Below are 26,566 nucleotides of genomic sequence, written 5' to 3'. Positions count from 1 at the left end.
CGCGTCAGACTATCGGCGGTCGGAGATCGCCCAGGCCGTCGCCGCGCTGGCCGCGGCGACGGTCAGCACCGACGGCCAGGCGCCGATCTTCTTGGCCAGCGGGTGCGACAGCCCGAACGACAGCAGGTACGTCGCGCCGAGCGCCGCCGCCCCCGCCGGGCCGACCTTCGCCACCCAGCTGCGCGCCGCGTACCCACCGGCCGCCGCGAGCACGACCCCGCCGACCGGGCGTACGCCGGTCTCTCGCGCGGCGAGGTAACCGCCCACCAGCCCGACGGCGACGATGGGCGCGGTGGTGACGGATTCGGCGGGTCGCAGCGGCATCTCGGCAGCGTATCGACCGTCCCTGAGGCGGAATGCAGGCCGCCGGGGGGGCGTTGTCGCCCTCGTGAGCCACGCCATCCCCCTGTCAGTGCTCGACCTCTCCCCCGTCAGTTCCGGACGCACCGGTGCGGATGCCCTGCGGGAGACCGTGCAGCTCGCTCAGGCCACGGAAACCCTCGGGTACGAACGTTTCTGGGTCGCCGAGCACCACAACCTGCCGAGCGTCACGAGCAGCGCCCCCGTGGTCATGATGGCCACGGTCGCGGCGTCGACCAGCCGGATCCGGGTGGGCGCGGGCGGCATCATGCTGCCCAACCACTCACCGCTGCAGGTCGCCGAGCAGTTCCGGGTGCTGGAGGCGCTGCACCCCGGGCGCATCGACCTCGGGCTCGGACGCGCGCCGGGCACCGACCAGCTCACGGCGTTCGCCCTGCGCCGCAGCCGGGAGGCGCTGACCGCTGACGACTTCCCGCAGCAGTACGCCGAGCTGCTCGCCTACGTCGACGGTTTCCCGGACGACCACCCGTTCGCGCCCATCTCCGCCCAGCCGTCCGACGTACCGCTGCCCCCGATCTGGATCCTCGGCTCGAGCCTGTACGGCGCGCAGGCAGCGGCCGCGTTTGGTACGGCGTTCGCCTACGCCGGGCACTTCGGCGAGGCCGACCCCACCGAGGCGATGGACATCTACCGCAAGGGCTTCCGGCCGAGCGGACGTCCCGGCGCGCTGGAGGCACCGCGCTCGATGCTCGCGGTCAGCGCCATCGCCTCCGACGACGAGCAGACCGCGGCGGACAACGCGCGGGCGGCGGCGCTGGCCATGGTGCGGCTGCGCCAGAACCGGCCCGGTCCCTTCCCGTCACCGCAGGAGGCGGCCGCGCACGAATGGAGCGAGCTGGACGAGTCGATGGCGCAGCGGATGTCGCGGTTCACCACCATCGGCACCGGCGACCAGGTGGCGAAGGGCGTGCGCGCACGGGCTGAGGCGTGCGGCGCCGACGAGCTGATGGTGACCACGAACGTGCACGATCCGGCGCAGCGCCGGCGTTCGTACGAGTTGCTGATGAAGGCCTACGCCTGACCCTTCCCTCATTTTGGACATGCACGACGGGGCAGATGTGCCCCGTCGTGCATGTCCAAAATGAGGCGGGGTCAGCGGGCGCGCGTCGCCCACATCGCGACCGCCGACGCCGCCGCAACGTTGAGGGAGTCCACTCCCCCGGCCATCGGGATGCGCACCACGGCGTCGCTGTGCGCGAGCGTCCGCGCCGAGAGCCCGTCACCCTCGGTGCCGAGCACCAGCAGCAGCTTCTCCGGGAGGTCGGCGGCCAGTTCGTCGAGGTCTATCGAGCCGTCGCCGAGCGCCAACGACGCGACGTACCAACCGTCGTCGCGCAGCGTGCCCAACGCCGTCGGCCACGGCTCGATCCGGGTCCACGGCACCTGGAAGACGGTGCCCATCGACACCCGCACGCTGCGCCGGTAGAGCGGGTCCGCGCAGCGCGGGGTGACCAGCACGGCGTCGACACCGAGCCCGGCGGCCGAGCGGAAGATCGCGCCGACGTTCGTGTGGTCGACCACGTCCTCGATCACCAGGGCACGGCGAGCGCCGGCCAGCACCTCGGCGTACGGCGCGGGCTCCGGCCGGTGCATCGCGGCCAGCGCGCCCCGGTGCAGATGGAATCCGGTCATGGCCTCGATCACGCCCGCGTCGGCGGTGTAGACGGGCACGTCGTCGCGTCCGGCCTGCTCGACGAGATCGGCCAGGTCGGTCAGCCACCGCTCGCCCATCAGGAACGACCGTGGACGATGGCCGGCGGCCAGCGCCCGCCGGATCACCTTCTCGCTCTCGGCCAGGTAGAGCCCCTGCTCGGTCTCGAGCAGCCGGCGCAGCGCGACGTCGGTCAGCGAGAAGTAGTCGCGTACCCGCTCGTCGGCGGGGTTCTCGATGCGTACGACGCTCATGCCAGCGCCGCTCGGGCCAGCACCAACACTCCCGCCAGGGCCGCGACGACCAGCACCGCACGACGCATCCGCTCGCGGTCGACGGTGGCCCGCACGGGTCGCGCCAGGACGGCGCCGACCGCGACGAACGGGATCCAACCGAGTCCGGCGAGCATCTCCCCACCATGCACCTGGCCGGCGACCGCCAGGCCGAGCAGCGACGTCGTGGCCCCGGCGACGAAGAACACCGCGAGCGTCGAGCGCACCCGCGAGGGACGCTCGTGCTGCAGCACCAGCCCCAGGAACGGCCCGCCGATGGAGGCCGCCGTACCCGAGATGCCGGTGAGGATCCCCGCACCCAGAGCGGGCATCGGACGCGCCCGCACGGTCAGCCGCGAGACCGATGCGGCCACCGCCACCAGCACCATGACGCCGATCACCACGGCGATCGCGTCCGAGGAGGCCGTCGCGACCAGCCAGACGCCGACCGGCATCAGCGCCACCCGGCCGGCAATGGCGAATCCGAAAAGACGCCAGTCGATGTCGCGCTCCCCGAAGGCCAGCTCCCAGACCGGGAGGGCCAGCGACGTGAGGAGCAACGCGGCGGGCATGAGATCCGGACGCAGGATGATGATGACCGGCGCGGCGACGACGGCGAGTCCGAAACCGACCACCGACTGCACGAGCGCGCCCACGGCGACCACGATGCCCAGCAGCAGGTAGACGAGCAGGTCGCTCACCGCAGCACGAGATTGCCGATGGCGACCAGTCCGATCACCACGATGAACGCACGCAGCAGCCACGGCGGCAGCGCGCGACCGACCCGCGCGCCGATGAGCCCGCCGATCAGCGACCCGACCGCGATCAGTCCCGCGGCGGCCCAGTTCATCTTGTCCCAGGCGATGATGAGGAAGGTGATGGCCGCGACGCTGTTCACGATGGTGCTCAGCACGTTCTTCACGCCGTTGACCCGCTGCAGCGACTCGGTCATGAAGACGCTCATCAGGCCGAGCAACAGGACGCCCTGCGCGGCTCCGAAGTAGCCGCCGTACACCCCCGCCCCGTAGATGCCGACCAGCAGGGCGATCCGTCGTGCACGAGTGTCGTTCTCGGCGTGCGCCGCCTGCGCCCGCTTGCCCAGCCACGGCCCGAAGACCACCAGCAGGATGCCGACCAGGATGAGGATCGGTACGACGGTCTTGAACACCCCGGGCGGCAGCACGATGAGCAACACCGCACCGGTGACCCCGCCGAGGAACGACATGGGCGCGAGGCGCCGCAGCAGCGCCGCCATCCCGCGCAGTTCCTTGCGGTAGCCGAAGGTGCCGGAGAAGCCGCCCGCCACCAGGCCCAGCGTGTTCGACACGTTGGCGGTGACCGACGGATAGCCGAACGCGAGCAGCGTCGGGAAGGTCACCAGGGTGCCCGAACCCACCACCGTGTTGATGATCCCGGCGGCCATTCCGGCGAGCAGGATCAGGACTGCATGGCTGAGCGGCACGAATTCAACCTAACGAGAACGTCGTACGCGCTCGGGCGCGTCTCAACTGTCGGCGCGCGCGGACCAGCGGTCCCCGTGCCGGTCGAGGACCAGGGGCATCCCGAAGGTCGCCGTGAGGTTCTCCGCGGTCAGCGTCAGCTCGATCGGCCCGGCCGCGACCACGGCTCCGTCGCGCAGCATCAGCACGTCGGTGAACCCCGGCGGGATCTCCTCGACGTGGTGGGTGACGAGCACCAGGGCCGGCGCGTCGGTGTCCTGCGCCAGCGCCGACAACCGGCCGAGCAGGTCCTCCCGGCCGCCGAGGTCCAGTCCGGCGGCGGGTTCGTCCAGCAGCAGCAGCTCCGGGTCGGTCATCAGCGCGCGGGCGATCTGGACCCGCTTGCGCTCGCCTTCGGACAGCGTCCCGTAGCGACGGTCGATCAGGTGGGCCGCCCCGAGCGCGTCGAGCAGCTCCGCGGCGCGCGCGTGGTCGAGGTCGTCGTACGCCTCACGCCAGCGCCCGACGATGCCGTACGACGCGGTGACCACCACGTCGCGGACCACCTCGCCGCCGGGGATGCGCTCGGCGATCGACGCGGACGCCAGCCCGATCCGCGGCCGCAACTCGAAGACGTCGACCGCGCCGAGGACCTCCGACAGCACGCCGGCGACACCGGTCGTGGGGTGCATCCGGCCGGAGGCGATCTGCAGCAGGGTGGTCTTGCCGGCGCCGTTCGGTCCGAGGACGACCCACCGCTCGCCCTCCTCGATCTCCCAGCTGACCCGGTCGAGCAACGACTTGCCCGAGCGGACCACGCTCACGTCGGCCAGCGCCAGCACATCGCTCATGGAGTCCGACCCTAGGCGACCTACGATGTCCGCCGTGTCGACCCTCCCGGCGTGTGCGCGCCTCAGCCTCTGGGTGACCGCCGCCTGGGCGGGTCACCTCGACCTCGACGACGCCGTACGCCGCGCCATGCCCGACGTCGACGAGGTGCACGGTGATCTGGACCGCCTCTCGCTGTGGCAGGACTTCGGCGAGCGTGTGCTCGGGTGCGCGCTCCCCCGCCCCGGTGACCTGACGGGTATGCCGCGCGGGAGCCTCGACTTCACCGGCGCGGCCGCCGACTCCGGCGAGTGCGTCTACGTGCCCGCGCTCGGCGGTGCCCTCGTGCCGACCATCGAGACCTACGGCCCCGAGGGCGACACCGGCACCCAGATCACCTGGACGGCGTACGACTGCGAACCGACACCGGTGCATCAGCTGGAGAGCCTGCAGGAGAGCCAGATCGAACGTGACCTGGCCGAACTGGTGCGGGAGGCGACCGCCGCGTTCGAGACCCTCGACGTGCAGCCGTGGGCGGGGTCGACCGCCCGCGCCGAAGTGGACTCGCGGGTGCGGGATCACGACTGGGGGCTGCCGCCCGGGCTGCCCGGCCGCGCGCACCGCATCCTGGTGCTCGCTGGGTCCATCGCCTCGGCGGTCGACGTCGCCCTGGCCGAGTCGCCCGCCGTGCACCGGCACGACCACGGCGAAAGGCACGCACTGCTGCTGCGGCTGCAGGCCGGCGCCGATCGGGCGCTGGCCCAGGCCACGACGTCCTGCGCGCTGTCGCTCGGCGGTCTGCGCCCCGCCCGCTGACGCCGCCTCGACGCGGCGGGTCGGCGTCCGTGTGGGGAATTTGCGTCGGTGGCCAGGGCTGCAGTCCTGGCCGCGGACGCAAACCGCGCACCATGTGCAACCAACCCCGCTACCGTCCTGCGACGTGGGGACTGGACGACCGCTCGGCGAGGCACGGCGGATCCTGATCTACGGGGTGACCGGATCGGGTAAGACGACGCTCGCTCGGAAGCTTGGCGAGGCCACCGGCATCGAGTGGCACTCCGTGGACGATCTGACGTGGGAACCCGGCTGGATTCCGGTGGCGGAGGAGGAGCAGCGGCGACGGATCGAGCGCATCTGCAAGCAGCCCGAGTGGATCCTGGACACGGCGTACCGAAGGTGGCGGGACGTTCCCCTGACGCGCGCCCACCTCGTGGTCGCGTTGGACTACCCGCGGTGGTTCTCCCTTCAACGGCTCGTCCGCCGTTGCATCGCCCGATTGGTGGACCAGCGCGAGATCTGCAACGGGAACCGTGAGTCGTTGAGCGGTCTCTTCGGCCGCGAATCGATCATCGCCTGGCACTTCCGATCCTTCGCACGCAAGCGCGCCCGCATCCGTGACCTGGCCGCGGATCGGGACGGTCCTCCGGTCATCAGACTCACCACCGCCCGCCAGACACGCGCGTGGTTGGACGATCTGCGTCGGCAGTCCGACAGATAGCGACCCGGCCGACGACGTACGCCGCGCAGTCGGTGCGTCCGTGTGGGGGATTTGCGTCGGTGGCCAGGGCTGCAGCGCTGGCCACGGACGCAAACCGCATACGCGCTGCTGTCGATGCCGCCCTACCTCGCCGCGCCGACCGCTCTCAGCGGGCGGCCCACTCCTGTACGACGCGGTCGTAGACCTCCTGGGTGCGGACGGCGATCGCCTCCCAGCCGAACTCGCGCACCGCGCGCTCGCGACCGGCGCGGCCGCGTTCCCGCGCGCGGACCGGGTCCGACACCGCATCGGTCAGCACCCGCGCCAAATCGGCGACGAACATGTCCGGATCCTTCGGTGTGCCGGTGCCGTCCGCGACTTGATCGATCGGGACGAGCCAGCCGGTCTCGCCGTCGGCCACCACCTCGGGGATCCCGCCAGTCGCCGTGCCGACCACGGCCACCTCGCACGCCATGGCCTCGAGGTTGACGATCCCGAGCGGCTCGTAGACCGAGGGGCAGATGAACACGGTGGCGGCAGACAGGAGCGCGACCACTTCCCGGCGTGGGAGCATCTCGTCGATCCAGACGACACCCCCGCGCGACTCCCGCAGGCCGGCGACCAGACCCTGCACCTCGGCGAGAATCTCGGGGGTGTCCGGCGCGCCTGCGCAGAGCACCAGTTGCACCTCGGGCGGCAGTTCGGCCGCCGCGCGCAGCAAGTAGGGCAACCCCTTCTGCCGCGTGATCCGGCCCACGAAGACGATCGATGGCCGGTCCGGGTCCATGCCGTGCCGGCGGGCGATCTCCTTCGCCTCCGGCGACTCGTCCCGCGCCCACAGGTCGGCGTCGATCCCGTTGTGCACCACGTGCACCCGCGCCGGGTCGAGCGCGGGATAGCTGCGCAGCACGTCCTGGCGCATCCCGTCCGACACCGCGATGACGGCGGCGGCGTTCTCGTAGCCGGTGCGTTCGACGTACGACGAGATCCGGTACCCGCCGCCGAGCTGCTCGGCCTTCCACGGCCGCATCGGCTCGAGCGAGTGCGCCGTGATCACATGCGGCACGCCGTGCAGCAACGAGGCGAGATGGCCGGCCATGTTGGCGTACCAGGTGTGCGAGTGCACCACCTCGGCGCCCGCGCAGTCGGCGGTCATCGTGAGGTCCACACCGAGGGTCTGCAGGGTCGCGTTGGCGTCCTGCAGCTGAGGCAGGTCGGGATAGCCGGTGGTGTCGGGCTCCTGGACGGGTACGCCGAACGCCCGCACCTGCGTCTCGATCCCGCCGGCCCGCAACGCCTTCACCAGTTCGGCGACGTGCACCCCCGCGCCGCCGTAGATGTTCGGTGGGTATTCCTTGGTCAGCAGATCGACGCGCACGCCCGCGACGCTAGTCCTGCGGGGCGGTCGGCACCACCGTGTCGCGGATCCGCACACGCACCGCCGGGGTGGGCCTAGGTTGGGTCAATGGTTGCCAAAGGTGGTCCCAGCGTCCTTGCCATCGTGCTCGCCGGTGGAGAGGGAAAACGGTTGATGCCGTTGACCGCCGACCGTGCCAAACCCGCCGTCCCATTCGGCGGTATCTATCGGCTGATCGACTTCGCACTGTCCAACCTGGCCAACAGCGGCTACCTGAAAATGGTCGTGCTGACCCAGTACAAGTCGCACAGCCTGGACCGGCACATCACCAAGGCCTGGCGGATGTCGACGCTGCTCGGCAACTACGTCGCGCCCGTTCCGGCCCAGCAGCGGCTCGGCAAGCAGTGGTTCGCGGGTTCGGCCGACGCGATCTACCAGAGCCTGAACCTCATCCACGACGAGAAACCGGACATCGTCGTCGTGGTCGGCGCCGATCACGTCTACCGGATGGACTTCTCCCAGATGGTCTCCCGGCACATCGAGTCCGGCGCAGCCTGCTCGGTGGCCGCGATCCGGCAGCCGATCGCGCAGTCCGACCAGTTCGGTGTCATCGAGCTGGAGAAGGGCTCCCAGCGTATCTCCGCCTTTCGTGAGAAGCCCACCGATCCCGAGCCCCTGGAGGACAGCCCCGGCGAGATCCTCGCCTCGATGGGCAACTACGTCTTCACCGCGGACGCGCTGGTCGACGCCGTACGCCGCGACGCCCAACGCGACGACAGCAAGAACGACATGGGCGGCGACATCGTGCCCGACTTCGTCAGCCGTGGCGAGGCGTACGCGTACGACTTCGGCGACAACGAGATCCCCGGTGCGACCGAGCGCGACCGCGGCTACTGGCGCGACGTGGGGACGATGGACTCCTACTTCGACGCGCACATGGACCTGGTCTCGATCCTGCCGATCTTCAACATCTACAACTACGAATGGCCGATCCTGACCAACCCGGGCAGCTTCCCGCCCGCGAAGTTCGTGCACGGCTCGGCGAAACGGCGGGGCGTCGCGATCGATTCGATGGTCTCCTCGGGCTGCATCGTCAGCGGGTCCCTGGTGGAGCGATCCGTGCTGTCCCCCAACGTGCACGTGCACAGCTTCGGCCACATCGAGGACTCGGTGCTGCTCGACAACGTCGACATCGGCCGCTCCTGCACCATCCGCCGGGCCATCCTCGACAAGGACGTGGTGGTGCCCGAAGGCGTGAGCATCGGGGTCGACCACGACGTCGACCGCAAGCGCGGCCTGACTGTCACCGACAGCGGGATCGTGGTCGTCGGCAAGGGCACCGTCCTCACCGTCTGACCCAGCCGGGAGACTGAGCGTCATGTCGCCCGGCACCGTCCTGCTCACCCTGGCCGGTGACGACTCCCCCGGAGCCGTCGCCGACGTCCTCACCGCCGTCGCGCCGTACGACGAGGACGTGCTCGACCTCGGCCAGGTGGTTGTCCGCGGCCGCTTGTCCGTCTCGCTGTTGCTGACCTGCCGTTCGAGCGCCGACGTGCTGTACGACGCCGTGGCCGGAGCGGCTCGCGCGCACGGCCTCGACGTGACCCTCACGGCGGATGTCGAAGACGCACCGGTGCCCCAGGTCGGCCGAGCCTCCGTCGTGGTCATCGGGGCCCCGCTCCGCGCCGCGGCCCTGGCCGCCATCACCGCGGCGATCGTCGCCCAGGGCGCCCGTATCGAGCGAGTACGTCGGCTCGTCCGCACCCCCCTCACCGGTCTCGAACTGCAGGTGTCCGGCGCGGAGGTGCCCATCCTTCGGCGGGCGCTCGCGATGGAGGCGTCGGCCCACTCCGTCGACGTGGCGGTCGCCCCGGGTGGGCTCGATCGCCGCGGACGCCGCCTGCTGGTCATGGACGTGGACTCCACGCTCATCCAGGACGAGGTGATCGAGTTGCTGGCGCGGCACGCCGGGGTCGAGGCCCAGGTCGCGGCGGTCACCGAGCGGGCCATGCGTGGCGAGCTCGACTTCGCGGAGAGCCTGCACGAGAGGGTCGCGACGCTGGCCGGGCTGCCCGAGTCGGTGCTCGCCGACGTACGCCGTGCCGTCCGGCTCACGCCCGGAGCCGCCACGCTCGTGCGCACGGTGAAACGACTGGGGTTCACGGTCGCGGTGGTGTCCGGCGGTTTCATCGAGATCGTCGGGCCGCTGGCGGCCGAGCTCGGCATCGACCACGCGCACGCCAACACCCTGGAGATCCGGGACGGCCATCTCACCGGCAGGGTCACCGGCCAGGTCGTGGACCGGGCCGAGAAGGCCCGCGCGCTCAGGCGATTCGCGCACGCGGCGGAGCTGCCGCTCTCCCGGACCGTCGCCGTCGGAGATGGCGCCAACGACCTCGACATGCTGGCCATCGCCGGCCTCGGCATCGCCTTCAACGCCAAACCCGTGGTGCGGGCCGAAGCGCACGCATCGGTCAGCGTGCCCTACCTCGACGCCGTCCTCTATCTGCTCGGCATCTCCCGGGACGAGATCGACGCGGCCGAGGCCAACATCGCCCAGTCCCTAGACTCCCCCCATGCCTGAAGCACCGAAGCGTTCGCTGCTCATCATCGGAGGCGCGGAGGACAAGGTCGGCCGGGTCACCATCCTGCGGCGGTTCGTCCGCCTCGCCGGCGGCCGCAAGGCCCGCCTGGTCGTCATCCCCACCGCGTCGTCCGTCCCGGATGAGGTGGTCGAGGTCTACTCCACCGTCTTCGAGCGGCTCGGGTGCGCGTCCGTCACCTCCGTCGACCCCGCCAACCGGCAGGCCGCGGGTGACAGTGAGCTCGTCGAACGCGTCGACGACGCGACGGGCGTCTTCCTGTCCGGCGGCAACCAGCTGAAACTGAGCCAGCTGATCGTCGGGACGCCGCTCGGCGCGGCCCTGCTGCGCGCGTACCAACGCGGTGCCGTCGTGGCGGGCACCTCCGCCGGCGCCTCGATCATGAGCCAGTTCATGATCTCGATGGGCGACGAGGGCGTGACGCCGCGCCAGCGTTCCAGCCAACTGACCGCCGGCCTCGGGCTGCTGCCCGGTGTGATCGTCGACCAGCACTTCGACCAGCGGGCCCGCTACGGCCGGTTGCTGTCGCTGGTGGCCGGATCGCCGAGCCTGCTCGGCATGGGCATCGACGAGGACACCGCCGCGGAGATCACCGACGGCCGCGCGCTGACCGTCGTCGGCTCGGGTGCGGTCTTCGTGGTGGATGCTCGCAACGCGGTGACGGACGCCCACGAGGCGCGCCGGGACGCACCCCTGCTCGTCACCGGCGCCGTGGTGCACACCCTGCCGTTCGGCGCCACCTTCGATCTGCAGACCGCCACCTTGACCGAGTTCGTGGAGAAGCACACCGACCTGTCGGTCTCCTCCAGCCGCGACCGGCACGACACCGCAACGGCGGCCGCAGCGCTGCGTCACTGACCGACGCGCGCCGCACCGCACCGTCACCCGAACCCGTATGGAGGTTCCCCTTGCCGACCGACCGCCCCGTCCCCACCGGACCGGCAGCGCCCGAGCTGCAGATCGTCTCCACCCGGGTCTATCGCGGACCCAACATCTGGTCCTACGACAAGGCCGTCCACCTCGTGGTTGATCTTGGTGTGCTGGAGGGCTATCCGTCGGACACACTGCCCGGATTCACCGATGCGCTGCTGGACCTGCTCCCAGGGTTGGAAGGCCACACCTGCTCGCGTGGCCACCGCGGCGGTTTCATCGAGCGGCTGCGTGAGGGCACCTGGCTCGGCCACGTCGCCGAGCACGTGGCCCTGCAGCTGCAGCAACAGGCCGGCCACGACCTGCGCCGCGGCAAGACCCGCGCCGACCGGGGTGTGCCCGGTCGCTACAACGTGATCTACGGCTACCTGGACGAGCGGGTCGCCCTGGCGGCCGGCCGCCTCGCCGTGCGCCTCGTCAACCACCTCGTACGCGCGGAGCCCGGCTTCGACTTCGCGCTCGAGTTGGACGCCTTCCTCGCCGCGTCGGGGCGGATGGCCTTCGGACCGTCGACCGCCGCGATCATCGAGGAGGCGACCAGCCGCGACATCCCCTGGACCCGGCTCAACCAGGCCTCCCTGGTCCAGCTCGGGCAGGGCGTCCACGCGCAGCGCATCCGCGCCACGATGACCTCCCGCACCTCGGCGCTCGCGGTCGACATCGCCGGCGACAAGAGCCTGACCACCACGCTTCTCGGTTCGGCCGGCCTGCCGGTGCCGAAGGCCGAGAGCGTCCGCAGCGCGGAGGCCGCCGCGGACGCGGCGATCTCCATCGGCTTCCCGGTCGTGGTGAAGCCGCTGGACGGCAACCACGGTCGCGGGGTGTGCCTCGACCTGCGCAGCGAGGCCGACGTGCTCGCAGCGTTCCCGATCGCGCAGGCGCAGTCCAAGCGGGGCGTCGTACAGGTCGAGTCGCACATCACGGGCAAGGACTACCGCTGCCTCATCATCGGCGGCCGGATGGCGGCCATCGCCGAGCGGGTGCCGGCCCACGTCATCGGCGACGGCGAGCACACCGTCGGCGAACTGGTCGAGACCACCAACGCCGACCCACGCCGCGGGGTGGGGCACGAGAAGGTGCTGACCCGGATCGCGATCGACGACGCCGCCCGCGAGCTGGTGAAGTCGCAGGGATACGAATGGGATTCGGTGCCTCCTGCCGAACAGATGGTCAAGTTGGCACTCACCGGCAACATGTCCACCGGCGGCATCTCGGTCGACCGCACCTTCGACGCCCACCCCGACAACATCGAGATCGCCGAGGAGGCCGCGCAGCTCATCGGCCTCGATGTTGCGGGCATCGACTTCATCTGTCCCGACATCACCGCACCGGTCCGCGAGACCGGCGGAGCGATCTGCGAGGTCAACGCGGCTCCCGGTTTCCGGATGCACACCCACCCGACGGTCGGCGAGCCGCAGTTCATCGGCAAACCGGTCGTCGACCTGCTCTTCCCACCGGGCGCACCGTCACGGGTGCCGATCGTCGCGGTCACCGGCACCAACGGCAAGACGACCACCTCGCGGATGCTGGCGCACATCATGAAGGGCCTCGGCCACAAGGTCGGCATGACGTCGACCGACGGCATCGTGATCGACGAGCGCCTGGTCATCCGGGCCGACGCCTCCGGCCCCCGGTCCGCGCGGATGGTGCTGTCGAATCCCCGGGTCGACTTCGCCGTCTTCGAGGTCGCCCGCGGCGGCATCCTGCGCGAGGGTCTCGGCTACGACCGCAACGACATCGCCGTGGTCACCAACATTGCCGCCGACCACCTGGGGATGCGCGGCATCGACACCCTCGAGCAGCTTGCGACCGTGAAATCCGTTGTGGTGGAGGCAGTTCCGCGCGACGGTTTCGCGGTGCTCAATGCCGACGACCCGCATGTACGCGCGATGCGGCGCAAGTGCTCGGGCACCATCGTGTGGTTCTCGATGGAGCCGCCGGGCAGCGAGGTCCGCGAGTTCGTCGAGGAGCGCTGTCGTCGCGGCGCCCGTGCCGTGGTGCTGGAGCCGAGCGACCGCGGCGAGATGATCGTGCTGCGCCAGGGTCGCCGCCGGATGCCCCTGGCCTGGACGCACCTGCTGCCGTCGACGTTCGGCGGCACCGCCCGGATGAACGTCGCGAACGCGCTCGCCGCCGCCGGTGCGGCGTTCGCGGCGGGTGCGCCGTTGCACGACATCCGCCAGGGTCTGCGCACCTACACCACGTCGTACTACCTCTCCCCCGGTCGGTTGAACCGGCTGGAGGTCAACAGCGCCGAGGTGTTCGTCGACTACTGCCACAACCCGCCCGGCATGGAACGGCTCGGCGAGTTCGTCGAGGGGTACGTCGAGCAGCGGCAGAAGTCGCTGGACCACCGCATCTCGCGGATCGGCATGATCGGCGCGGCCGGAGACCGACGCGATGAGGACATCGAGGCGCTGGGGCACATCGCGGCCCGGCACTTCGACGTCATGGTGGTGCGCGAGGACGCCAACCTGCGCCGCCGTGCACCGGGTGAGGCGGCGGCACTCGTCGTACGCGGTGCGCAGCGCGCCATGGACGCCGGCGCGCGGTGCAAGCAGATCGCGACGGTCGTCGACGAGATCGCGGCCGTGCGGCATTCGGTGCACCTGGCCAATCCCGGCGACCTGGTGATGCTCTGCGTCGACCAGCACGCTGCGGTGCTGGCCGAGCTGGAGGACTTCACCCACGAGGCGGCCGCCGGATCGCGCACCGACGGATCCCAGCCCGGCGATCCCGACCTGGATCCGCGGCAGTTGGTCGACGAGGCGCGGACGTCGTACGCCCAGGAGGCCGCCGCCCGTCGGGAGGCCATCGAGCCGCCCGCGCCCGCTCTCTGACTCCCCGTCGAGCGGAGGGGTCCACCGTCGAGCGGAGGCGTCATGTCCCCTCCGCTCGTGCGTGAACCCCGCCGCTCGATGGTCAGATGGCGGCGGTGAAGCGCGTGAGCGAGCCCGGGTAGCGCTGCACGTCGGGGTCGGCCGATGCCGCGACCAGGTGCTCCAGCGCCATCCGCAGCGCGTCCGGGTCACGGCCCATGTCGTGCAGGGTGAACGCGCGGAAGGCCACGACCGCCGGATTGCCCGGCCAGTCCGCCAGCAGCTGGTCGAAGATCGCCAGCGACTCCTCGAAGCGGCCCAGGTGGCGCAGCGTGGACCCCTTCTGGATCAGCGCGCGCCGGTGGAACGGTTCGCGCAGCGGACGTGCCAGCGCGTCGTCGTACCGCGCCAGCGCCTCCTCCTCGCGGCCGGCGGAGTCGTAGGTGCCCGCCAACTCGTAGAGGACTCGCCCGTCGTCGGGGAAATCGAGTGCCAGTGCGTGCGCTGCCTCGATCCGGCGTACGTCGTCCCCCATCGCCCACAGCGCGGCGATCCGGTCGTCGGCCTCGTGTCGTCCGGTGGCGGCGGTGACCTTGCGTGCGATCGCTGCGGGATCATCGACCCGCCCGCCGTGCTCGAGCAGCCACGCGTGGACCGGCGCCTGGTGGGAGTGCACCATCTCGGCCAGGACGTCGCCGTCCCGCGCGTCGTTCAGCAATGCGCGCAGACCTTCGAGCTCCGTCTCGGAGGAATTCACCGGTGCCACTCCGACTCGCGAAAGTCCTTCTCGCAGCTTGGCTTCCAGCCCCTCCATCGTGCGCCCGCGCAGGTAGTGCTCTTTGTGCTCGATGTAGACCCGGTCGGCTCCGAGACCGGCCATCTCGCCGAGGTTGACCAGGATCTCGTCGGTGCGGTCCCCACCCGTCCCGAGCCCGAGCAGCACCTGCGACCCCGGCGGCGTCAGCCCGCGCGCGACGCGCAGCAGCGCTTCCAGGCCGGCCTCGTTGTGAGCCATATCGACGATGAACGTCACTTCGCCACCATCGATGGGAACGGAGTAGACGTTAAGACGACCCGCGTTGTGCTCGGCGTCGGGCAGGAACGTACGCAGGCCTTCGACGACCGCGTCGTGCGGCAGTCCCGCGGCAAGACCGGCGGCGGCCGCGGCCAGCGCGTTCGCGACGTTGTGCTCGGACAGGCCGGCCAGGGTCACGGGCACGTCGCTGACAGGCAGCAACCGCACGGGCGACTGGCCCGGCGCGAGCACCGTGAGCTGCCCGTCCAGCACGGTGATGCCGCGGCCGCCCGCGCCGAGCGCCTCCCGCAGCGCGGGAGCGTCCGGCGACAGGGTGAAACACCACGGGCGGCCGCCTGCGGCGCCGCGCATCGCCCACACCCGCGGGTCGTCGCCGTTGAGCACCACCCACCCGTCGGGCCGGGTGACCCGCGTGATGATGGCCTTGACCTCGGCCAGCTGGTCCAGAGTGTCGATCCCGTTGACACCGAGGTGGTCTGCACTGACATTGGTCACCACACTGACGTGGTTGTACGCCGTACCGAGGCCCTTCAGCAGCATCCCGCCACGCGCCGTCTCCAGCACGGCGAAGTCGACGCTCTTGTCCGCGAGCACGGTGCGAGCTCCGGCCGGGCCGGAGTAGTCGCCGTACTCCACGAGCTCACCCTCGATGAGAACGCCGTCGGTGGAGCTCCAGCCGGTCCGACGACCCGCCGTCATCGCCAGGTGCGCGATCATCCGGGTCGTCGTGGTCTTGCCGTTGGTGCCGGTCACGCAGACCGTCGGGACCCGCGGCCGCAACGGCCGCAGCACCTCGCCGATCGGCGCCTGATGCACCCGCTCGGCAGCCGAGGCCACCGCCTGACGAGTGTCCTCGCCGGCCAGGAGCGCGGCGAGCAGCGGCCCCAGCTCCTCACCGAGCGCGACGGCCCGGCCCCGGTTGCGCACCGCCACCGCGACGAGGAGCTCCTCGGCGGTCGTGCCCGCACGCGCACGCACTCCCAGACGCGCGGATCCGGCACCCGCGGCCACCGAGCGCACCGCTCGTTCCACGACCCGCAGCACGAAGCGTTGCCGGGCCTCGGTGCCGGGTCGGCCGGGCTCCGAGCGTCGTACGCCCAGCCCGCGGGCGACCTCGACGAGCGCGTCGCGCTCGGCGGCGAGGTAACCCGGCACCGACAGCGTCAGGAGCACCGCGGGTCGGGTGAAGTAGAGATTGGGGCCCTCGAGCACCCGGACGTGGGTCACGGTCGCGCCGTCATGGGTGGACACCCGCGAAGCCTAGGTCGCTACTGCCCCATCGCGTGCACCCCGCCGTCCACGTGGACGATCTCGCCGGTCGTGGCGGGGAACCAGTCGGACATCAGCGCCACACAGGCTCGGGCAGCCGGTTCGGCGTCGCGCACGTCCCAGCCGAGCGGCGCACGCTCGCCCCAGGTGTTCTCGAACGTCTCGAAGCCGGGGATCGACTTCGCGGCCGTCGTGCGCACAGGCCCGGCGGCGACCAGGTTGCACCGCACCCCGCGCGGTCCGAGGTCGCGCGCCAGGTAGCGGTTGGTGGACTCGAACGCCGCCTTGGCCACGCCCATCCAGTCGTAGACCGGCCAGGCGAACTGGGCGTCGAAGGTCAGCCCGACCAGCGAGGACTTCTCGTGCATGAGCGGAAGCGCAGCGACTGCAAGGGCCTTGAGGGAGTACGCCGACGCCTGCAGCGCCGTGCTCGCGTCCTCCCAGGTGCCCTCGAGGAAGTTGAACGCACCGGGCGGCGCGAAGCCGATCGAGTGCAGCACCCCGTCGAGACCGTCGACGTGCTCGCGCAGGCGGTCGGCCAGCGAGTCGAGGTCGTCGGTGCTGGTGACGTCGAGCTCGACGACCTCGGGAGTCGTCGGCAACCGCCGGGAGATGGTGCGGGTGATCTTCATGGTGCGACCGAACGACGTCAGCACGACCTCGGCGCCCTCCTGCTGCGCCAACCGTGCGACGTGGAACGCGATGGAGGAATCCATCAACACCCCCGTGACCAGCAGTTTCTTACCCTCGAGCAGTCCCATGTCGTCCTCTCTCGCGCTTCATTGCCTAGTGGCCCATCCCCAGGCCGCCGTCCACCGGGACGACCGCTCCGCTGATGTACGCCGCGTCGTCGCCGGCGAGGAACTGCACCACTCGGGCGACCTCCTCGGGCTGCGCGAACCGGCCGGCGGGGATGGCCGCCAGGTATTCCGCCTGCTGCTTCTCCGGCAATGACCGGGTCATGTCGGTGTCGATGAAACCGGGGGCGACGACGTTGGCGGTGATCCCGCGCTTGCCGAGCTCACGGGTGATCGAGCGCGCCAGACCCACCAGTCCGGCCTTGGACGCCGCGTAGTTGGCCTGGCCGGGCGCGCCGTACAGCCCGACGACGCTGGAGATGAAGATGATCCGGCCGCGCTTGAGCTTCAGCATGCCCTTGCTGGCGCGTCGCGCACAGCGGAACGCACCGGCCAGGTTGGTGTCGAGCACGGAGGTGAAGTCGTCGTCGCTCATCCGCATCAGCAGCGTGTCGTGCGTGATGCCGGCGTTCGCCACGACCACCTCGATCGGGCCTCCCAGGAGCTCCTCGGCCTGCGTGAACGCCGCATCGACCTGCTCGGCAGAGGTGACGTCACACGGCACGGCGTGCACTCCGTCGGGTCCCTCGCCGGTGCGCGAGGTGATGACCACGTCGTCACCCGCCTGCGCGAACGCGGTGGCGATCGCGGCTCCGATGCCGCGATTGCCACCGGTGACCAGGACTCTGCGGGGCTCGCTCATATGTCTCCTCATCGACGTCGGCCCCGACGCTATCGGACTACCGCGCGGTAGCCGGAGCCGCTGCCCACAGGCGGCTCACTGCCGACGCCTACACTGGAAGCATGCCCCGTGGCAAGGAAGTCCCCACCGTTGCGTCGGCGACCAACCTGCCCCCTTCCGCCAAGGGCGACCAAAGCTCGCGGATGCGAAAGTACCTGTTCTCCATGGGCATTCGCACTCTGTGCTTCTTCCTGGCCGTGGTGCTTACAGGCCCCGCCCGCTGGGTCTGCGTGGGGTTGGCTGTGGTGCTGCCCTACGTCGCCGTCGTGATCGCCAACGCCACGAACCGCCGCCGGATCGACGTGCTCGGGTCGGTGCGCCCCGAGGAGCAGGTCCCGCGCCTCGAGGCGGGGCATCACACGCCGCTGTGAGCGTGCTCTTCCCTTCGGCTCCGCCGGGTGACGGTGCGGCGGAGACCGTGTGCAGCGCCAAGGGCTGCCGCACACCGGCGGCGTACGCGCTGCTCTGGAACAACCCCAAGCTGCACACTCCTGACCGCCGTAAGACCTGGCTGGCGTGCGAGGAGCACCGTGAGCAGCTGAGCTCCTTCCTCGGCATCCGCGGGTTCCTCAAGGACGTCTTGCCCGTCGAGGACCTCCCGCACCGCACCTGAGCCCGAGTGGCATATATATGTTTCGAGTGGCATACCGACGAGTGCGCCACTCGAAAGATATGTATGCCACTCGGCAGGGAAAGTCCCGGGGATTCAGCCGCCGATGGCGGACATCGGGCGCTGCGGCTGCAGGAAGTCGGGGCGGTCGATCCCGTGCCCGGCCGCCTTGGCCCACATCGTCGCGCGGATGACCTCGGTCAGCTGCTCGTCGGACGCGCCGGAGCGCAGCGGCGCGCGCAGATCGCCCTCGTCGCGGGCGAAGAGGCAGTTGCGCACCTGCCCGTCGGCGGTGAGCCGCACCCGGTCGCAGGCCGCGCAGAACGGCGCGCTGACGCTGGCGATCAGGCCCACTGTCTCCGGGCCGCCGTCGACCAGGAATTCTTCCGCCGGTGCACTCCCCCGCGCATCCGCCGGGAGCTCGGTGAGTCGGAACCGCTCCTCGATCGCGGTACGCAGCTGCGCGCCGGTCATCATCGTCGAACGGTCCCAGGAGTGCTGGGCATCCAGCGGCATCTGCTCGATGAACCGCAGCTGGTAGCCGCGGTCCAGGCACCACGCGAGCAGGTCCGCAGGGCTCTCGACGTCACTGTGCATCGCCACCGCGTTGACCTTCACCGGTGCGAGCCCGGCGTCCGAGGCCGCCTTTAGACCGCGTTCGACGTCATGGAACCTGTCCCGGCGGGTCAGCACCTGGAACCGCTCGGGTGAGACCGTGTCGAGCGAGACGTTGACCCGGTGCAGTCCGGCGTCCGCCAGCGGCTGAGCGAGCCGGTCGAGCCCGATGCCGTTGGTGGTCATCGCCATCCGCGGCGCGTTCGGCAGCTCTCCGACACGGCGTACGACGTCCACGAGGGAGCGGCGCAGCAACGGCTCGCCGCCGGTGAACCGGACCTGCCGCACCCCGAGGTCGACGAACAGCCCGATCACGCGGACCAGTTCGTCATCCGTCAGCATCTCGGGACGGGGCATCCAGTCCAGACCCTCGGCGGGCATGCAGTAGGTGCAGCGCAGGTTGCAGCGGTCGGTGACCGAGACCCGCAGATCCGCCGCGACCCGCCCGAAGCGGTCGCCCAGCACCGGAAGGTCGCGTGCTGGTGAGTGCGTCATAGCGTCCAGAGTACGGCGGGTACCGTTGCGTCAGTGATTCGCTTGCTGCTCACCAGGCGTTGGTTGACCTGGATCCTGGTGGCGGTGGTGTGGGGCATCGGCTGCTTCTTCCTCGGTCGCTGGCAATGGCACCGGTGGGAGTCCAAACACAACGCGCAGCAACAGGTTTCGCAGAACTACAACGCGCCGCCCCGTTCTATGCCCTCGGTCGTGCCGACGTCGGCGTCCCAGCTCCCGGCGAGCCGACAATGGACCCAGGTGCACCTCCGCGGGCACTACCTGCCGGCCGCGCGGATCCTGGTGCGCAACCGGCCCGACAACGGCAACTTCGGGTACGAGGTCCTCGTGCCCTTCGTGCAGGACGGCGGAGCAGGCACCGTGCTGGTCGACCGCGGCTGGGTCGACAACGGCGCGAACGCGTCCACCCCGGCGTACGTGCCGCCCGCACCCTCCGGCGCCAGCACCGTCGTCGGCTGGCTGAGGCCCACCGAGCACAGCCTCGGCCGCGCACCGGTGCCCGGCTCGGTCGCGTCGATCAACCCCGGCGACGTCACCGCGCAGACCCGGGTGGCGACGTACACCCACGTCTACGTGCGGATGCGCAGCGAACGTACGGCGGCCGGCGCCGTCCCCGCCCGGCCTGCTCCCCTGGACAAGCCGGACCCGGGCTCGTACGCCGGGATCAACCTCAGTTACGCGCTGCAGTGGTGGCTCGGGATGGTCGCGGGACTGGCGTTCGTGCTGTTCCGCGCCCGCCAGGAGCACCGGGACGCCGAGTTGGAGTCAGGTGCGACGCCGGCGAAACCGCCGCGCGTCAAGAAAGTCCGCATCTGGGACGAAGAGGACGCCTGACAGTGGCCGCCTCCCCGCGATTGTCCGCAGGAAAGTGACGCCCGCGCCACAGAACCGCTGACAATCGCGGCGGTCAGGCGGGAGTGGGCGTCTCGGAGAACTGGGTGCGGTAGAGCTCGGCGTACAGGCCGTCGGCTGCGAGTAGCTCCGCGTGTCGCCCGCGCTCCACGATCTGCCCGGCCTCGACGACGAGAATCTGGTCGGCGGCGCGCACGGTCGACAGGCGGTGCGCGATCACCAGCGAGGTGCGCCCCTGCAACGCGGTGTCGAGCGCGCGCTGCACGGCAGCCTCCGACTCGCTGTCCAGGTGTGCGGTGGCCTCGTCCAGCACGACGACCGACGGTGCCTTGAGCAGCAGGCGCGCGATGGCGAGCCGCTGCTTCTCCCCGCCGGACAGGCGGTGCCCTCGGTCGCCCACCAGGGTGTCCAGACCGTGCGGCAACCGGTCCACCAGCTCGGAGATGTTGGCGGCCTGCAACGCGGCGTGCAATTGGGCGTCGGTGGCGTCCGGGCGCGCATACCGCAGGTTGGCGCCGATGGTGTCGTGGAACATGTGCGCGTCCTGGGTGACCATCCCGACCCGGTCGCGCAGCGAGGTGTTGGCGACCTCGGTGAGGGCGACCCCGCCGATCCGTACGGCGCCGGACGTGGGGTCGTAGAGCCGGCCGACCAGGGCGCTGATCGTCGTCTTGCCCGCACCGGACGGACCGACGATCGCGACCATCTCCCCCGGGTGCGCGACAAACGAGATGCCCTGCAACACCTGCGAGCTGGCGCCGTCGTCGCCGGACTGCACGGTCTGCAGCGAGGCCAACGAGACCTGGTCCGCATCCGGATAGCTGAACTCGACGCCCTCGAACCGTACGTCGAGCGGCCCGTCGGGCAGCGCCACCGGGTGCTCCGCCTCGCGCACCATCGGCTGCAGGTCGAGGATCTCGAAGACCCGCTCGAACGACACGAGCGCCGACATCACGTCGACGCGCACGTTCGAGAGCTGGGTGAGCGGCAGGTAGAGGCGCCCGAGCAGTGCGGCCAGGGCCAGCAGCGTGCCGACCGTGAGGGTGCCGCGTGCGGCCATCACACCGCCGACGCCGTAGACCATCGCGGTCGCGAGTGATGCCAGCAGGGTCAGCCCGACGAGGAAGACGCTGCGCTGCAGGGCCAGGGCGATCCCGTAGTCGCGGACCTTGCCGGCGCGCTCGGCGTACTCGCGGTGCTCGGTCTCGGGCCGGCCGAACAGCTTGACCAGCAGCGCGCCGGCGACGTTGAAGCGCTCGGTCATCCGCGCGCCCAGATCGGCGTTCTCGATCATCTGGTTGCGGGTGAGCCCGGCGACGCGGCGTCCGATGATGCGGGTCGGGATGAGGAAGAGCGGCACCAGGACCAGCGCCGCGAGCGTGAGCTGCCAGGACAGCACGGCCATCGCGCTCACGATCACCACGAGACTGACGGCGTTCGAGACCACGTTGGACATCACCGAGGTGAACGCCGTCTGTGCGCCGATGACGTCGGAGTTGAGACGGGTGACCAGCGCGCCCGTCTGAGCCCGGGTGAAGAACGCGATCGGCTGCCGGAGCACGTGGGCGAAGACCTCTCGACGCAGGTCGTAGATCAGTCCCTCCCCGATCACCGCGGACAGCCAGCGTTCGCCGACGCCCAGTCCGGCGTCCAGGATCGAGACGACGGCGGCGCCGACCGCGAGCCAGACCACCAGCGAGGTGTCCCGGTGCAGGACTCCCTTGTCGACGATCTCGCGCAGGATCAGGGGGGTCGCGATCACCATCAGCGCGTCGATCACGACCATCACGAGGAAGGCGATGAGCGGACGCCGGAACGGACCTGCGTAGCCCAGCACCCGCTTGGTGGTGCCCGGCTTGAGGGGCGCGTTCTTCACGGAGGAGTCGCGGGTGAGCGAGCGCATCGTCATCCAACCGCCGGGCATCGACACGTCTGCGGCTCTCCTTCGCTGTGCACGTCTGAAAGGTCTGGATGGGTCAACACCCGGGGGCACGCAGGTATGCCGAGCGGGCCCGCCCCGGCCACCGCGTCGGTCTCCGCCGGTGTGGGCGGTTTGCGTTCATGGGCAGTGCTGCAGCCCTGGCCGCAGACGCAAACCGGCCACCTCGAGCGACCTGCGAGGCCCCGCCCGCCGGGCGGACACCGCAGGCGGACACATGACAGCCACCCCGGCGTACGGCGACGGGTCAGGCCAGCGTGACCAGGTCCAGGTAGTCCGGGTTCCAGTGGTCCTCGACCCCGTCCGGGAGCATCAGCACCCGCTCGGGCTCCAGGGCCGACACGGCGCCCTCGTCGTGGGTCACGAGCACGACAGCACCCTCGTACCCGCGCAGCGCGCCCAGGATCTCCTCGCGGGACGCCGGGTCGAGGTTGTTGGTGGGCTCATCGAGCAGCAGCACGTTGGCCGACGACACGACCAGAAGGGCCAGCGACAGGCGCGTCTTCTCCCCACCGGACAGCACCCGGGTGGGCTTCTGCACGTCCTCGCCGCTGAAGAGGAACGAGCCGAGCACCTTGCGGGTCTCGGTCTCCCCGAGGTCCGGCGCCGCGGACTTCATGTTGTCCAGCACCGACCGGTCCATGTCCAGGTTCTCGTGCTCCTGGGCGTAGTAGCCGAGCTTCAGCCCGTGCCCTGGCTGCACCTCACCCGTGTCCGGGTCGTCGACGCCCGCGAGGATCCGCAGCAGGGTCGTCTTGCCCGCGCCGTTCAGGCCGAGCACGACGACCCGCGAGCCGCGGTCGATCGCCAGATCGACGTCGGTGAAGATCTCCAGCGACCCGTAGGACCGCGAAAGCCCTTCTGCCATCAACGGGGTGCGCCCGCAGGGTGACGGCTTCGGGAAGCGCAGCTTGGCGACCCGGTCCTGCTGACGCTCGGTCTCCAGCCCCGCGAGCAGCCGTTCGGCGCGCTTGGCCATGTTCTGCGCGGCCGTCGCCTTGGTGGCCTTGGCGCGCATCTTGTCGGCCTGGGTGAAGAGGGCCGACGCCTTCTTCTCGGCGTTCTGGCGCTCACGCTTGCGGCGGCGCTCGTCGGTCTCGCGCTGCTGCAGGTAGGTCTTCCACCCCATGTTGTACTGATCGAGCTCGGCGCGGTTGGCGTCCAGGTGGAAGACCCGGGTCACCACGGTGTCGAGCATCTCCACGTCGTGGCTGATGATGATCAGGCCGCCCTTGTACGCGCGGAGGTAGTCGCGCAACCAGACGATCGAGTCGGCGTCCAGGTGGTTGGTCGGCTCGTCGAGCAGCAGCGTCTCGGCACCGGAGAACAGGATCCGGGACAGCTCCACCCGGCGCCGCTGACCACCGGACAGCGTCTGCAACGGCTGATCCAGGAGCCGCTCGTCCAGCGCCAACGCGGAGGCGATGGACGCGGCCTCGGACTCGGCTGCGTATCCGCCCTGCGCCTGGAACTCGTGGTCGAGACGGGTATAGCGGCGCATCGCCTTCTCGCGACGTTCCTCGTCGTCCTCGCCCATCTGCGCCTCGGCCTTGCGCAGGTCGCGCACGATGGTGTCCAACCCGCGCGCGGACAGGATGCGGTCGCGCGCCAGCACTGTGAGGTCACCGGTGCGGGGGTCCTGCGGCAGGTAGCCGACCTCGCCGGAACGGGTCACCTGGCCTGCCTCGGGGTTCGCCTGCCCGGCCAGCACCTTCGTGAGGGTCGTCTTGCCGGCGCCGTTACGGCCGACCAGACCGACGCGATCGCCCGGTGCGACCCGGAAACTGGTGTGCTCCAACAAGGTCCGGGCGCCGGCGCGTAGTTCGATGTCATGCGCGGTGAGCACGGTCGGACTCCTTCGGTGCGATGAGGGGGCGTCCGCCTGCTGGATACGCGGCAACGCGAACGCCCGACCCCGGGCCGTCGGGTCAGGCGTACACCCGATTTTACGCCCACCGCAGCGGCCACACGACCACATGACGGCGCACGTGACGAACATCGCTGGCTACGCTGACGCTGATCAGCCGGAGCACAGCCGGCACACCGACTGCCGGAGGTCGACCCGCCGTGACGTTCAACGACAACGCCGACATCGGCACCTCCGACGTCTCCAGCGGGGGTTCGGGGGGCGGCGGTGGCGGCTTCGCGCCGGGCGGGATGGTCGCGGGTGGTGGCATCGGAGGCCTGGTCCTCACCGTCATCATCATCCTGATCAGCAACTTCGCCGGCGGGAACGGCGGCGGCGCGACGTCGAACGCCGGCAATGCAGGTCAGGTCGCCGGCAACCAGTACGACAACGGTCAGGTCGGCGGGAGCGACTCGGTGCAGCAGCAGCTCGCGGCGTGCAGGACCGGCGCCGACGCCAACCGCAGCGACGTCTGCCTCATCAAAGCCACGGTGGCGACGGTCGAGAACTTCTGGACCACCTACCTACCCAAGGCCACCGGCAAGCAGTACACGGGGGCCGTCGCGGTGGTCTACAGCGGCAGCACCCAGTCCTCCTGCGGCACCGCCAGCAACCAGACCGGACCGTTCTACTGCCCGCTGAACAAGAAGGTCTACATCGACGCCGGCTTCTTCTCCGAGCTGAGCAGCAAGTACGGCGCGGACACCGGCCAACTGGCCAAGGAGTACGTCGTGGCGCACGAGTACGGCCACCACATCCAGGACCTGCTCGGCGCCCTCGGACGCGCGCAGCAGGATCCCCAGGGCGCCACCAGCGGCTCGGTCCGCACGGAGTTGCAGGCCGACTGCTACGCCGGCCTCTGGGCGCACTACGCGACGACCACCACGGACGCCAACGGGACGGCGTACCTGAAGGCCATCACCGCCTCCGACATCAGGTCGGCCCTCTCGGCAGCATCCGCCGTCGGCGACGACCGCATCCAGAAGCAATCGTCCGGCAGGGTCAACCAGGACACCTGGACGCACGGGTCGTCCGCCGAGCGGCAGCACTGGTTCCAGACCGGCTACCAGACCGGGCAGCTGAACGCCTGCGACACCTTCAACGCGACGTCCCTCGGCTGACCCTGTCGATCCGTATGACGAGACACCGGTCTCATCGACCGGACACCGGCCTACCGTCGGGTGGGTGAACGACGCTCCGGCGACTGCGCGCCCCTGGTTGATGCTGACCCTCGGCACACTGGCGCTCACCGTCGCCTGCAGCCTGCTCTACGGCATGCCGTTCCTCGTGCCGACCTTCCGCGCGCAGGGCGTCAGCCTGAGCGCCGCGGGAGCGCTCGCCGCCGCACCCTCCCTCGGCCTGGTGGCCACCTTGATCCTGTGGGGCGGCTTCGCCGACCGGTACGGCGAGCGGCTGGCGATGTGGCTGGGACTCGGCCTCACCGGTCTCGCCGGACTGGTCGCCGCCGCGAGCCACACGCTCCCTGCCCGGGCCGTGGCGCTGGCCCTCGTGGGAGCGGCGGGAGCGTCGGTCAACTCCGCGAGCGGGCGGCTCATCATGGGCTGGTTCCCGCAGGAACGACGCGGGGTGGCGATGGGCGTGCGGCAGATGGGGCAACCGCTCGGGGTCGCCGTGGCCGCACTGGTGCTGCCACCGCTCGCCCACCGGTACGGCGTGTCCGTGGCACTCCTCGCGCCGTCGGCGCTCTGCCTCCTGGTGACCGTCGCTCTGCTGTTGTTCGCCGTCGATCCCCCACGCCACGCGCCGGCGACGGCAGGGGTCAGGCCCGCGTCGCCGTACCGGGACTCGGCTGCGCTCTGGCGGGTGCACGGAGCCAGCGCCCTGTTGGTCGTCCCGCAGTTCGCGACCGCGACGTTCGCTGCCGAATACCTGGTGGCACAGCGTCATTGGGATCCCGCGGGTGCGGGTCGCATCCTCGCGGTCGTCGCCGTCCTGGGTGCCACCGGACGCCTGGTTGCCGGTCGCTGGTCCGATCGGGTCGGCAATCGCCTAGGGCCGATGCGTCAGATCGCAGTGGTCTCCATGTGCTGCATGCTGGCGGTAGCCGCCACCGCGTGGGCGGGCTCGGTGCTGGTGATCCTGGCGCTCGCGGCGGCGTCGATCGTGTCGGTCACCGACAACGGGCTGGGCTTCACGGCGACGGCGGAGTTCGCCGGGCCGTCCTGGGCGGGGCGGGCGCTCGGCACCCAGAACACCGCGCAGAACCTCGCGGCGTTCGGTACCGGCCCTCTGGTCGGCGCACTAGCCGCCGCGCACGGGTACGGGCTCGCGTTCGCGATCTGCGCGGTCTTCCCGCTGGTCGGTGCGGTGCTCACCCCGGTAGCAGCCGAACGGCGACGGCTCCGCCTGAGCGCTGCTCACGCCACCTGAGACGAGCGCTCAGGCGGCGAGTCGGGCGTAGACGACGGTGTTGTTGCGGAAGTGGCCGGTCGCGGAGTCGAAACTGCCCCCGCAGGTGATCAGGCGCAGTTCGGGGTCGGTGGTGTTGCCGTAGACGGCCTGGGTCGGG

General features: G+C 70.7%; 24 protein-coding genes. 12 read left to right on the top strand and 12 right to left on the bottom strand.

Annotated elements, in window-relative coordinates; translation table 11 throughout:
• Positions 1-9 precede the first annotated feature (9 nt).
• Complete coding sequence (locus J4030_RS05740) at positions 10-324, bottom strand: hypothetical protein (RefSeq protein ID WP_208048261.1); 315 nt, start codon at positions 322-324, stop codon at positions 10-12.
• Positions 325-388: 64 nt separating this feature from the next.
• Between J4030_RS05740 and J4030_RS05735 the strand changes: the two genes are divergently transcribed.
• A complete protein-coding gene (locus tag J4030_RS05735; protein ID WP_307864581.1) occupies positions 389-1,402 on the top strand; it encodes an LLM class flavin-dependent oxidoreductase in 1,014 nt (337 codons plus the stop codon).
• 71 nt (positions 1,403-1,473) lie between these two features.
• Here the strand turns inward: J4030_RS05735 and J4030_RS05730 are convergent, their stop codons facing one another.
• Genes J4030_RS05730 through J4030_RS05715 form a run of 4 tightly spaced genes read right to left on the bottom strand, consistent with a single transcriptional unit; the run spans position 1,474 to position 4,594 of the window.
• Positions 1,474-2,286, bottom strand: coding sequence for an RNA methyltransferase (locus J4030_RS05730; RefSeq protein ID WP_208048259.1), 813 nt, complete (start codon positions 2,284-2,286; stop codon positions 1,474-1,476).
• Positions 2,283-3,005, bottom strand: coding sequence for a sulfite exporter TauE/SafE family protein (locus J4030_RS05725; protein ID WP_208048258.1), 723 nt, complete (start codon positions 3,003-3,005; stop codon positions 2,283-2,285). Before J4030_RS05725 ends, J4030_RS05730 begins: the two co-directional genes overlap by 4 nt.
• On the bottom strand, positions 3,002-3,766 hold the full coding sequence (locus tag J4030_RS05720) for a sulfite exporter TauE/SafE family protein (RefSeq protein WP_307864580.1): 765 nt from the start codon (positions 3,764-3,766) through the stop codon (positions 3,002-3,004). The genes J4030_RS05725 and J4030_RS05720 overlap by 4 nt, the downstream gene beginning before the upstream one ends.
• Before the next feature lie 42 nt (positions 3,767-3,808).
• The gene (locus J4030_RS05715) at positions 3,809-4,594 is read right to left on the bottom strand and encodes an ABC transporter ATP-binding protein (protein WP_208048257.1); all 786 of its coding nucleotides are present in this window, start codon (positions 4,592-4,594) and stop codon (positions 3,809-3,811) included.
• Positions 4,595-4,628: 34 nt separating this feature from the next.
• Between J4030_RS05715 and J4030_RS05710 the strand changes: the two genes are divergently transcribed.
• Positions 4,629-5,387 carry a hypothetical protein gene (locus tag J4030_RS05710; protein ID WP_208048256.1) on the top strand — a complete coding sequence of 253 codons (759 nt, stop codon included), beginning with the start codon at positions 4,629-4,631 and terminating at the stop codon, positions 5,385-5,387.
• Positions 5,388-5,511: 124 nt separating this feature from the next.
• Positions 5,512-6,069 (top strand): AAA family ATPase, encoded by a 558-nt coding sequence (locus tag J4030_RS05705; protein WP_208048255.1) that lies wholly within the window; start codon positions 5,512-5,514, stop codon positions 6,067-6,069.
• A gap of 145 nt (positions 6,070-6,214) precedes the next feature.
• Here J4030_RS05705 and glgA read toward each other — a convergent pair whose 3' ends face one another.
• Positions 6,215-7,426 (bottom strand): glycogen synthase, encoded by a 1,212-nt coding sequence (glgA, locus tag J4030_RS05700; protein ID WP_208048254.1) that lies wholly within the window; start codon positions 7,424-7,426, stop codon positions 6,215-6,217.
• An 87-nt stretch (positions 7,427-7,513) separates the two neighbouring features.
• Here glgA and glgC point away from each other — a divergent pair, with 87 nt between their 5' ends.
• Genes glgC through cphA form a run of 4 tightly spaced genes read left to right on the top strand, consistent with a single transcriptional unit; the run spans position 7,514 to position 13,778 of the window.
• Complete coding sequence (glgC, locus tag J4030_RS05695; RefSeq protein WP_208048253.1) at positions 7,514-8,761, top strand: glucose-1-phosphate adenylyltransferase; 1,248 nt, start codon at positions 7,514-7,516, stop codon at positions 8,759-8,761.
• A 22-nt stretch (positions 8,762-8,783) separates the two neighbouring features.
• Entirely contained in the window at positions 8,784-9,989 is a 1,206-nt protein-coding gene (gene serB, locus J4030_RS05690) for a phosphoserine phosphatase SerB (RefSeq protein WP_208048252.1), read from the top strand.
• Positions 9,982-10,866, top strand: coding sequence for a cyanophycinase (locus tag J4030_RS05685; RefSeq protein WP_208048251.1), 885 nt, complete (start codon positions 9,982-9,984; stop codon positions 10,864-10,866). The genes serB and J4030_RS05685 overlap by 8 nt, the downstream gene beginning before the upstream one ends.
• Positions 10,867-10,916: 50 nt before the next feature.
• The gene (cphA, locus tag J4030_RS05680) at positions 10,917-13,778 is read left to right on the top strand and encodes a cyanophycin synthetase (protein WP_208048250.1); all 2,862 of its coding nucleotides are present in this window, start codon (positions 10,917-10,919) and stop codon (positions 13,776-13,778) included.
• Positions 13,779-13,860: 82 nt separating this feature from the next.
• Here cphA and J4030_RS05675 read toward each other — a convergent pair whose 3' ends face one another.
• The 3 genes from J4030_RS05675 to fabG are packed head-to-tail and all read right to left on the bottom strand — an operon-like array spanning position 13,861 to position 17,562.
• Positions 13,861-16,044 carry a tetratricopeptide repeat protein gene (locus J4030_RS05675; RefSeq protein ID WP_208048249.1) on the bottom strand — a complete coding sequence of 728 codons (2,184 nt, stop codon included), beginning with the start codon at positions 16,042-16,044 and terminating at the stop codon, positions 13,861-13,863.
• Between the two features lie 17 nt (positions 16,045-16,061).
• Positions 16,062-16,823, bottom strand: a complete 762-nt coding sequence (fabI, locus tag J4030_RS05670) for an enoyl-ACP reductase FabI (RefSeq protein WP_179480840.1) — start codon at positions 16,821-16,823, stop codon at positions 16,062-16,064.
• A gap of 25 nt (positions 16,824-16,848) precedes the next feature.
• A complete protein-coding gene (fabG, locus tag J4030_RS05665) occupies positions 16,849-17,562 on the bottom strand; it encodes a 3-oxoacyl-ACP reductase FabG (RefSeq protein ID WP_208048248.1) in 714 nt (237 codons plus the stop codon).
• 101 nt (positions 17,563-17,663) lie between these two features.
• Here fabG and J4030_RS05660 point away from each other — a divergent pair, with 101 nt between their 5' ends.
• Positions 17,664-17,972: a DUF3099 domain-containing protein gene (locus J4030_RS05660; RefSeq protein ID WP_208048247.1), complete on the top strand. Its 309-nt coding sequence runs from the start codon at positions 17,664-17,666 to the stop codon at positions 17,970-17,972.
• Between the two features lie 2 nt (positions 17,973-17,974).
• On the top strand, positions 17,975-18,214 hold the full coding sequence (locus tag J4030_RS05655; protein ID WP_208048246.1) for a hypothetical protein: 240 nt from the start codon (positions 17,975-17,977) through the stop codon (positions 18,212-18,214).
• A gap of 93 nt (positions 18,215-18,307) precedes the next feature.
• On the opposite strand, the gene moaA is transcribed toward J4030_RS05655, so the two are convergent.
• The gene (gene moaA, locus J4030_RS05650) at positions 18,308-19,321 is read right to left on the bottom strand and encodes a GTP 3',8-cyclase MoaA (RefSeq protein WP_208048245.1); all 1,014 of its coding nucleotides are present in this window, start codon (positions 19,319-19,321) and stop codon (positions 18,308-18,310) included.
• 33 nt (positions 19,322-19,354) lie between these two features.
• Here moaA and J4030_RS05645 point away from each other — a divergent pair, with 33 nt between their 5' ends.
• On the top strand, positions 19,355-20,173 hold the full coding sequence (locus J4030_RS05645) for an SURF1 family protein (protein ID WP_208048244.1): 819 nt from the start codon (positions 19,355-19,357) through the stop codon (positions 20,171-20,173).
• Positions 20,174-20,246: 73 nt separating this feature from the next.
• On the opposite strand, the gene J4030_RS05640 is transcribed toward J4030_RS05645, so the two are convergent.
• Both J4030_RS05640 and J4030_RS05635 read right to left on the bottom strand, forming a co-directional pair.
• Positions 20,247-22,115 carry an ABC transporter ATP-binding protein gene (locus J4030_RS05640; protein ID WP_243762950.1) on the bottom strand — a complete coding sequence of 623 codons (1,869 nt, stop codon included), beginning with the start codon at positions 22,113-22,115 and terminating at the stop codon, positions 20,247-20,249.
• Positions 22,116-22,377: 262 nt separating this feature from the next.
• Positions 22,378-23,976 carry an ABC-F family ATP-binding cassette domain-containing protein gene (locus J4030_RS05635; RefSeq protein ID WP_208048243.1) on the bottom strand — a complete coding sequence of 533 codons (1,599 nt, stop codon included), beginning with the start codon at positions 23,974-23,976 and terminating at the stop codon, positions 22,378-22,380.
• Between the two features lie 221 nt (positions 23,977-24,197).
• On the opposite strand from J4030_RS05635, the gene J4030_RS05630 reads away from it, so the two are divergent.
• Together J4030_RS05630 and J4030_RS05625 are read left to right on the top strand one after the other, a co-directional pair.
• Positions 24,198-25,157, top strand: a complete 960-nt coding sequence (locus J4030_RS05630) for a neutral zinc metallopeptidase (RefSeq protein WP_208048242.1) — start codon at positions 24,198-24,200, stop codon at positions 25,155-25,157.
• 64 nt (positions 25,158-25,221) lie between these two features.
• On the top strand, positions 25,222-26,427 hold the full coding sequence (locus J4030_RS05625; protein ID WP_208048241.1) for an MFS transporter: 1,206 nt from the start codon (positions 25,222-25,224) through the stop codon (positions 26,425-26,427).
• The last annotated feature ends 139 nt before the right edge of the window (positions 26,428-26,566 follow it).

Origin of the sequence: Allobranchiibius sp. CTAmp26 (genome assembly GCF_017565405.1) — a bacterium.
Lineage (GTDB): Bacteria > Actinomycetota > Actinomycetes > Actinomycetales > Dermatophilaceae > Allobranchiibius.
This window is presented reverse-complemented; position numbering and strand designations above follow the sequence as displayed.

What these genes read in the sequence shown, in the direction of transcription:
- fabG (WP_208048248.1), bottom strand. Translation starts at nt 17,562, where the DNA reads ATGAGCGAGCCCCGCAGAGTCCTGGTCACCGGTGGCAATCGCGGCATC.
- J4030_RS05660 (WP_208048247.1), top strand. Translation starts at nt 17,664, where the DNA reads ATGCCCCGTGGCAAGGAAGTCCCCACCGTTGCGTCGGCGACCAACCTG.
- glgC (WP_208048253.1), top strand. Translation starts at nt 7,514, where the DNA reads ATGGTTGCCAAAGGTGGTCCCAGCGTCCTTGCCATCGTGCTCGCCGGT.
- J4030_RS05715 (WP_208048257.1), bottom strand. Translation starts at nt 4,594, where the DNA reads ATGAGCGATGTGCTGGCGCTGGCCGACGTGAGCGTGGTCCGCTCGGGC.
- J4030_RS05730 (WP_208048259.1), bottom strand. Translation starts at nt 2,286, where the DNA reads ATGAGCGTCGTACGCATCGAGAACCCCGCCGACGAGCGGGTACGCGAC.
- J4030_RS05640 (WP_243762950.1), bottom strand. Translation starts at nt 22,115, where the DNA reads ATGCCCGGCGGTTGGATGACGATGCGCTCGCTCACCCGCGACTCCTCC.
- J4030_RS05685 (WP_208048251.1), top strand. Translation starts at nt 9,982, where the DNA reads ATGCCTGAAGCACCGAAGCGTTCGCTGCTCATCATCGGAGGCGCGGAG.
- moaA (WP_208048245.1), bottom strand. Translation starts at nt 19,321, where the DNA reads ATGACGCACTCACCAGCACGCGACCTTCCGGTGCTGGGCGACCGCTTC.
- fabI (WP_179480840.1), bottom strand. Translation starts at nt 16,823, where the DNA reads ATGGGACTGCTCGAGGGTAAGAAACTGCTGGTCACGGGGGTGTTGATG.
- serB (WP_208048252.1), top strand. Translation starts at nt 8,784, where the DNA reads ATGTCGCCCGGCACCGTCCTGCTCACCCTGGCCGGTGACGACTCCCCC.
- J4030_RS05740 (WP_208048261.1), bottom strand. Translation starts at nt 324, where the DNA reads ATGCCGCTGCGACCCGCCGAATCCGTCACCACCGCGCCCATCGTCGCC.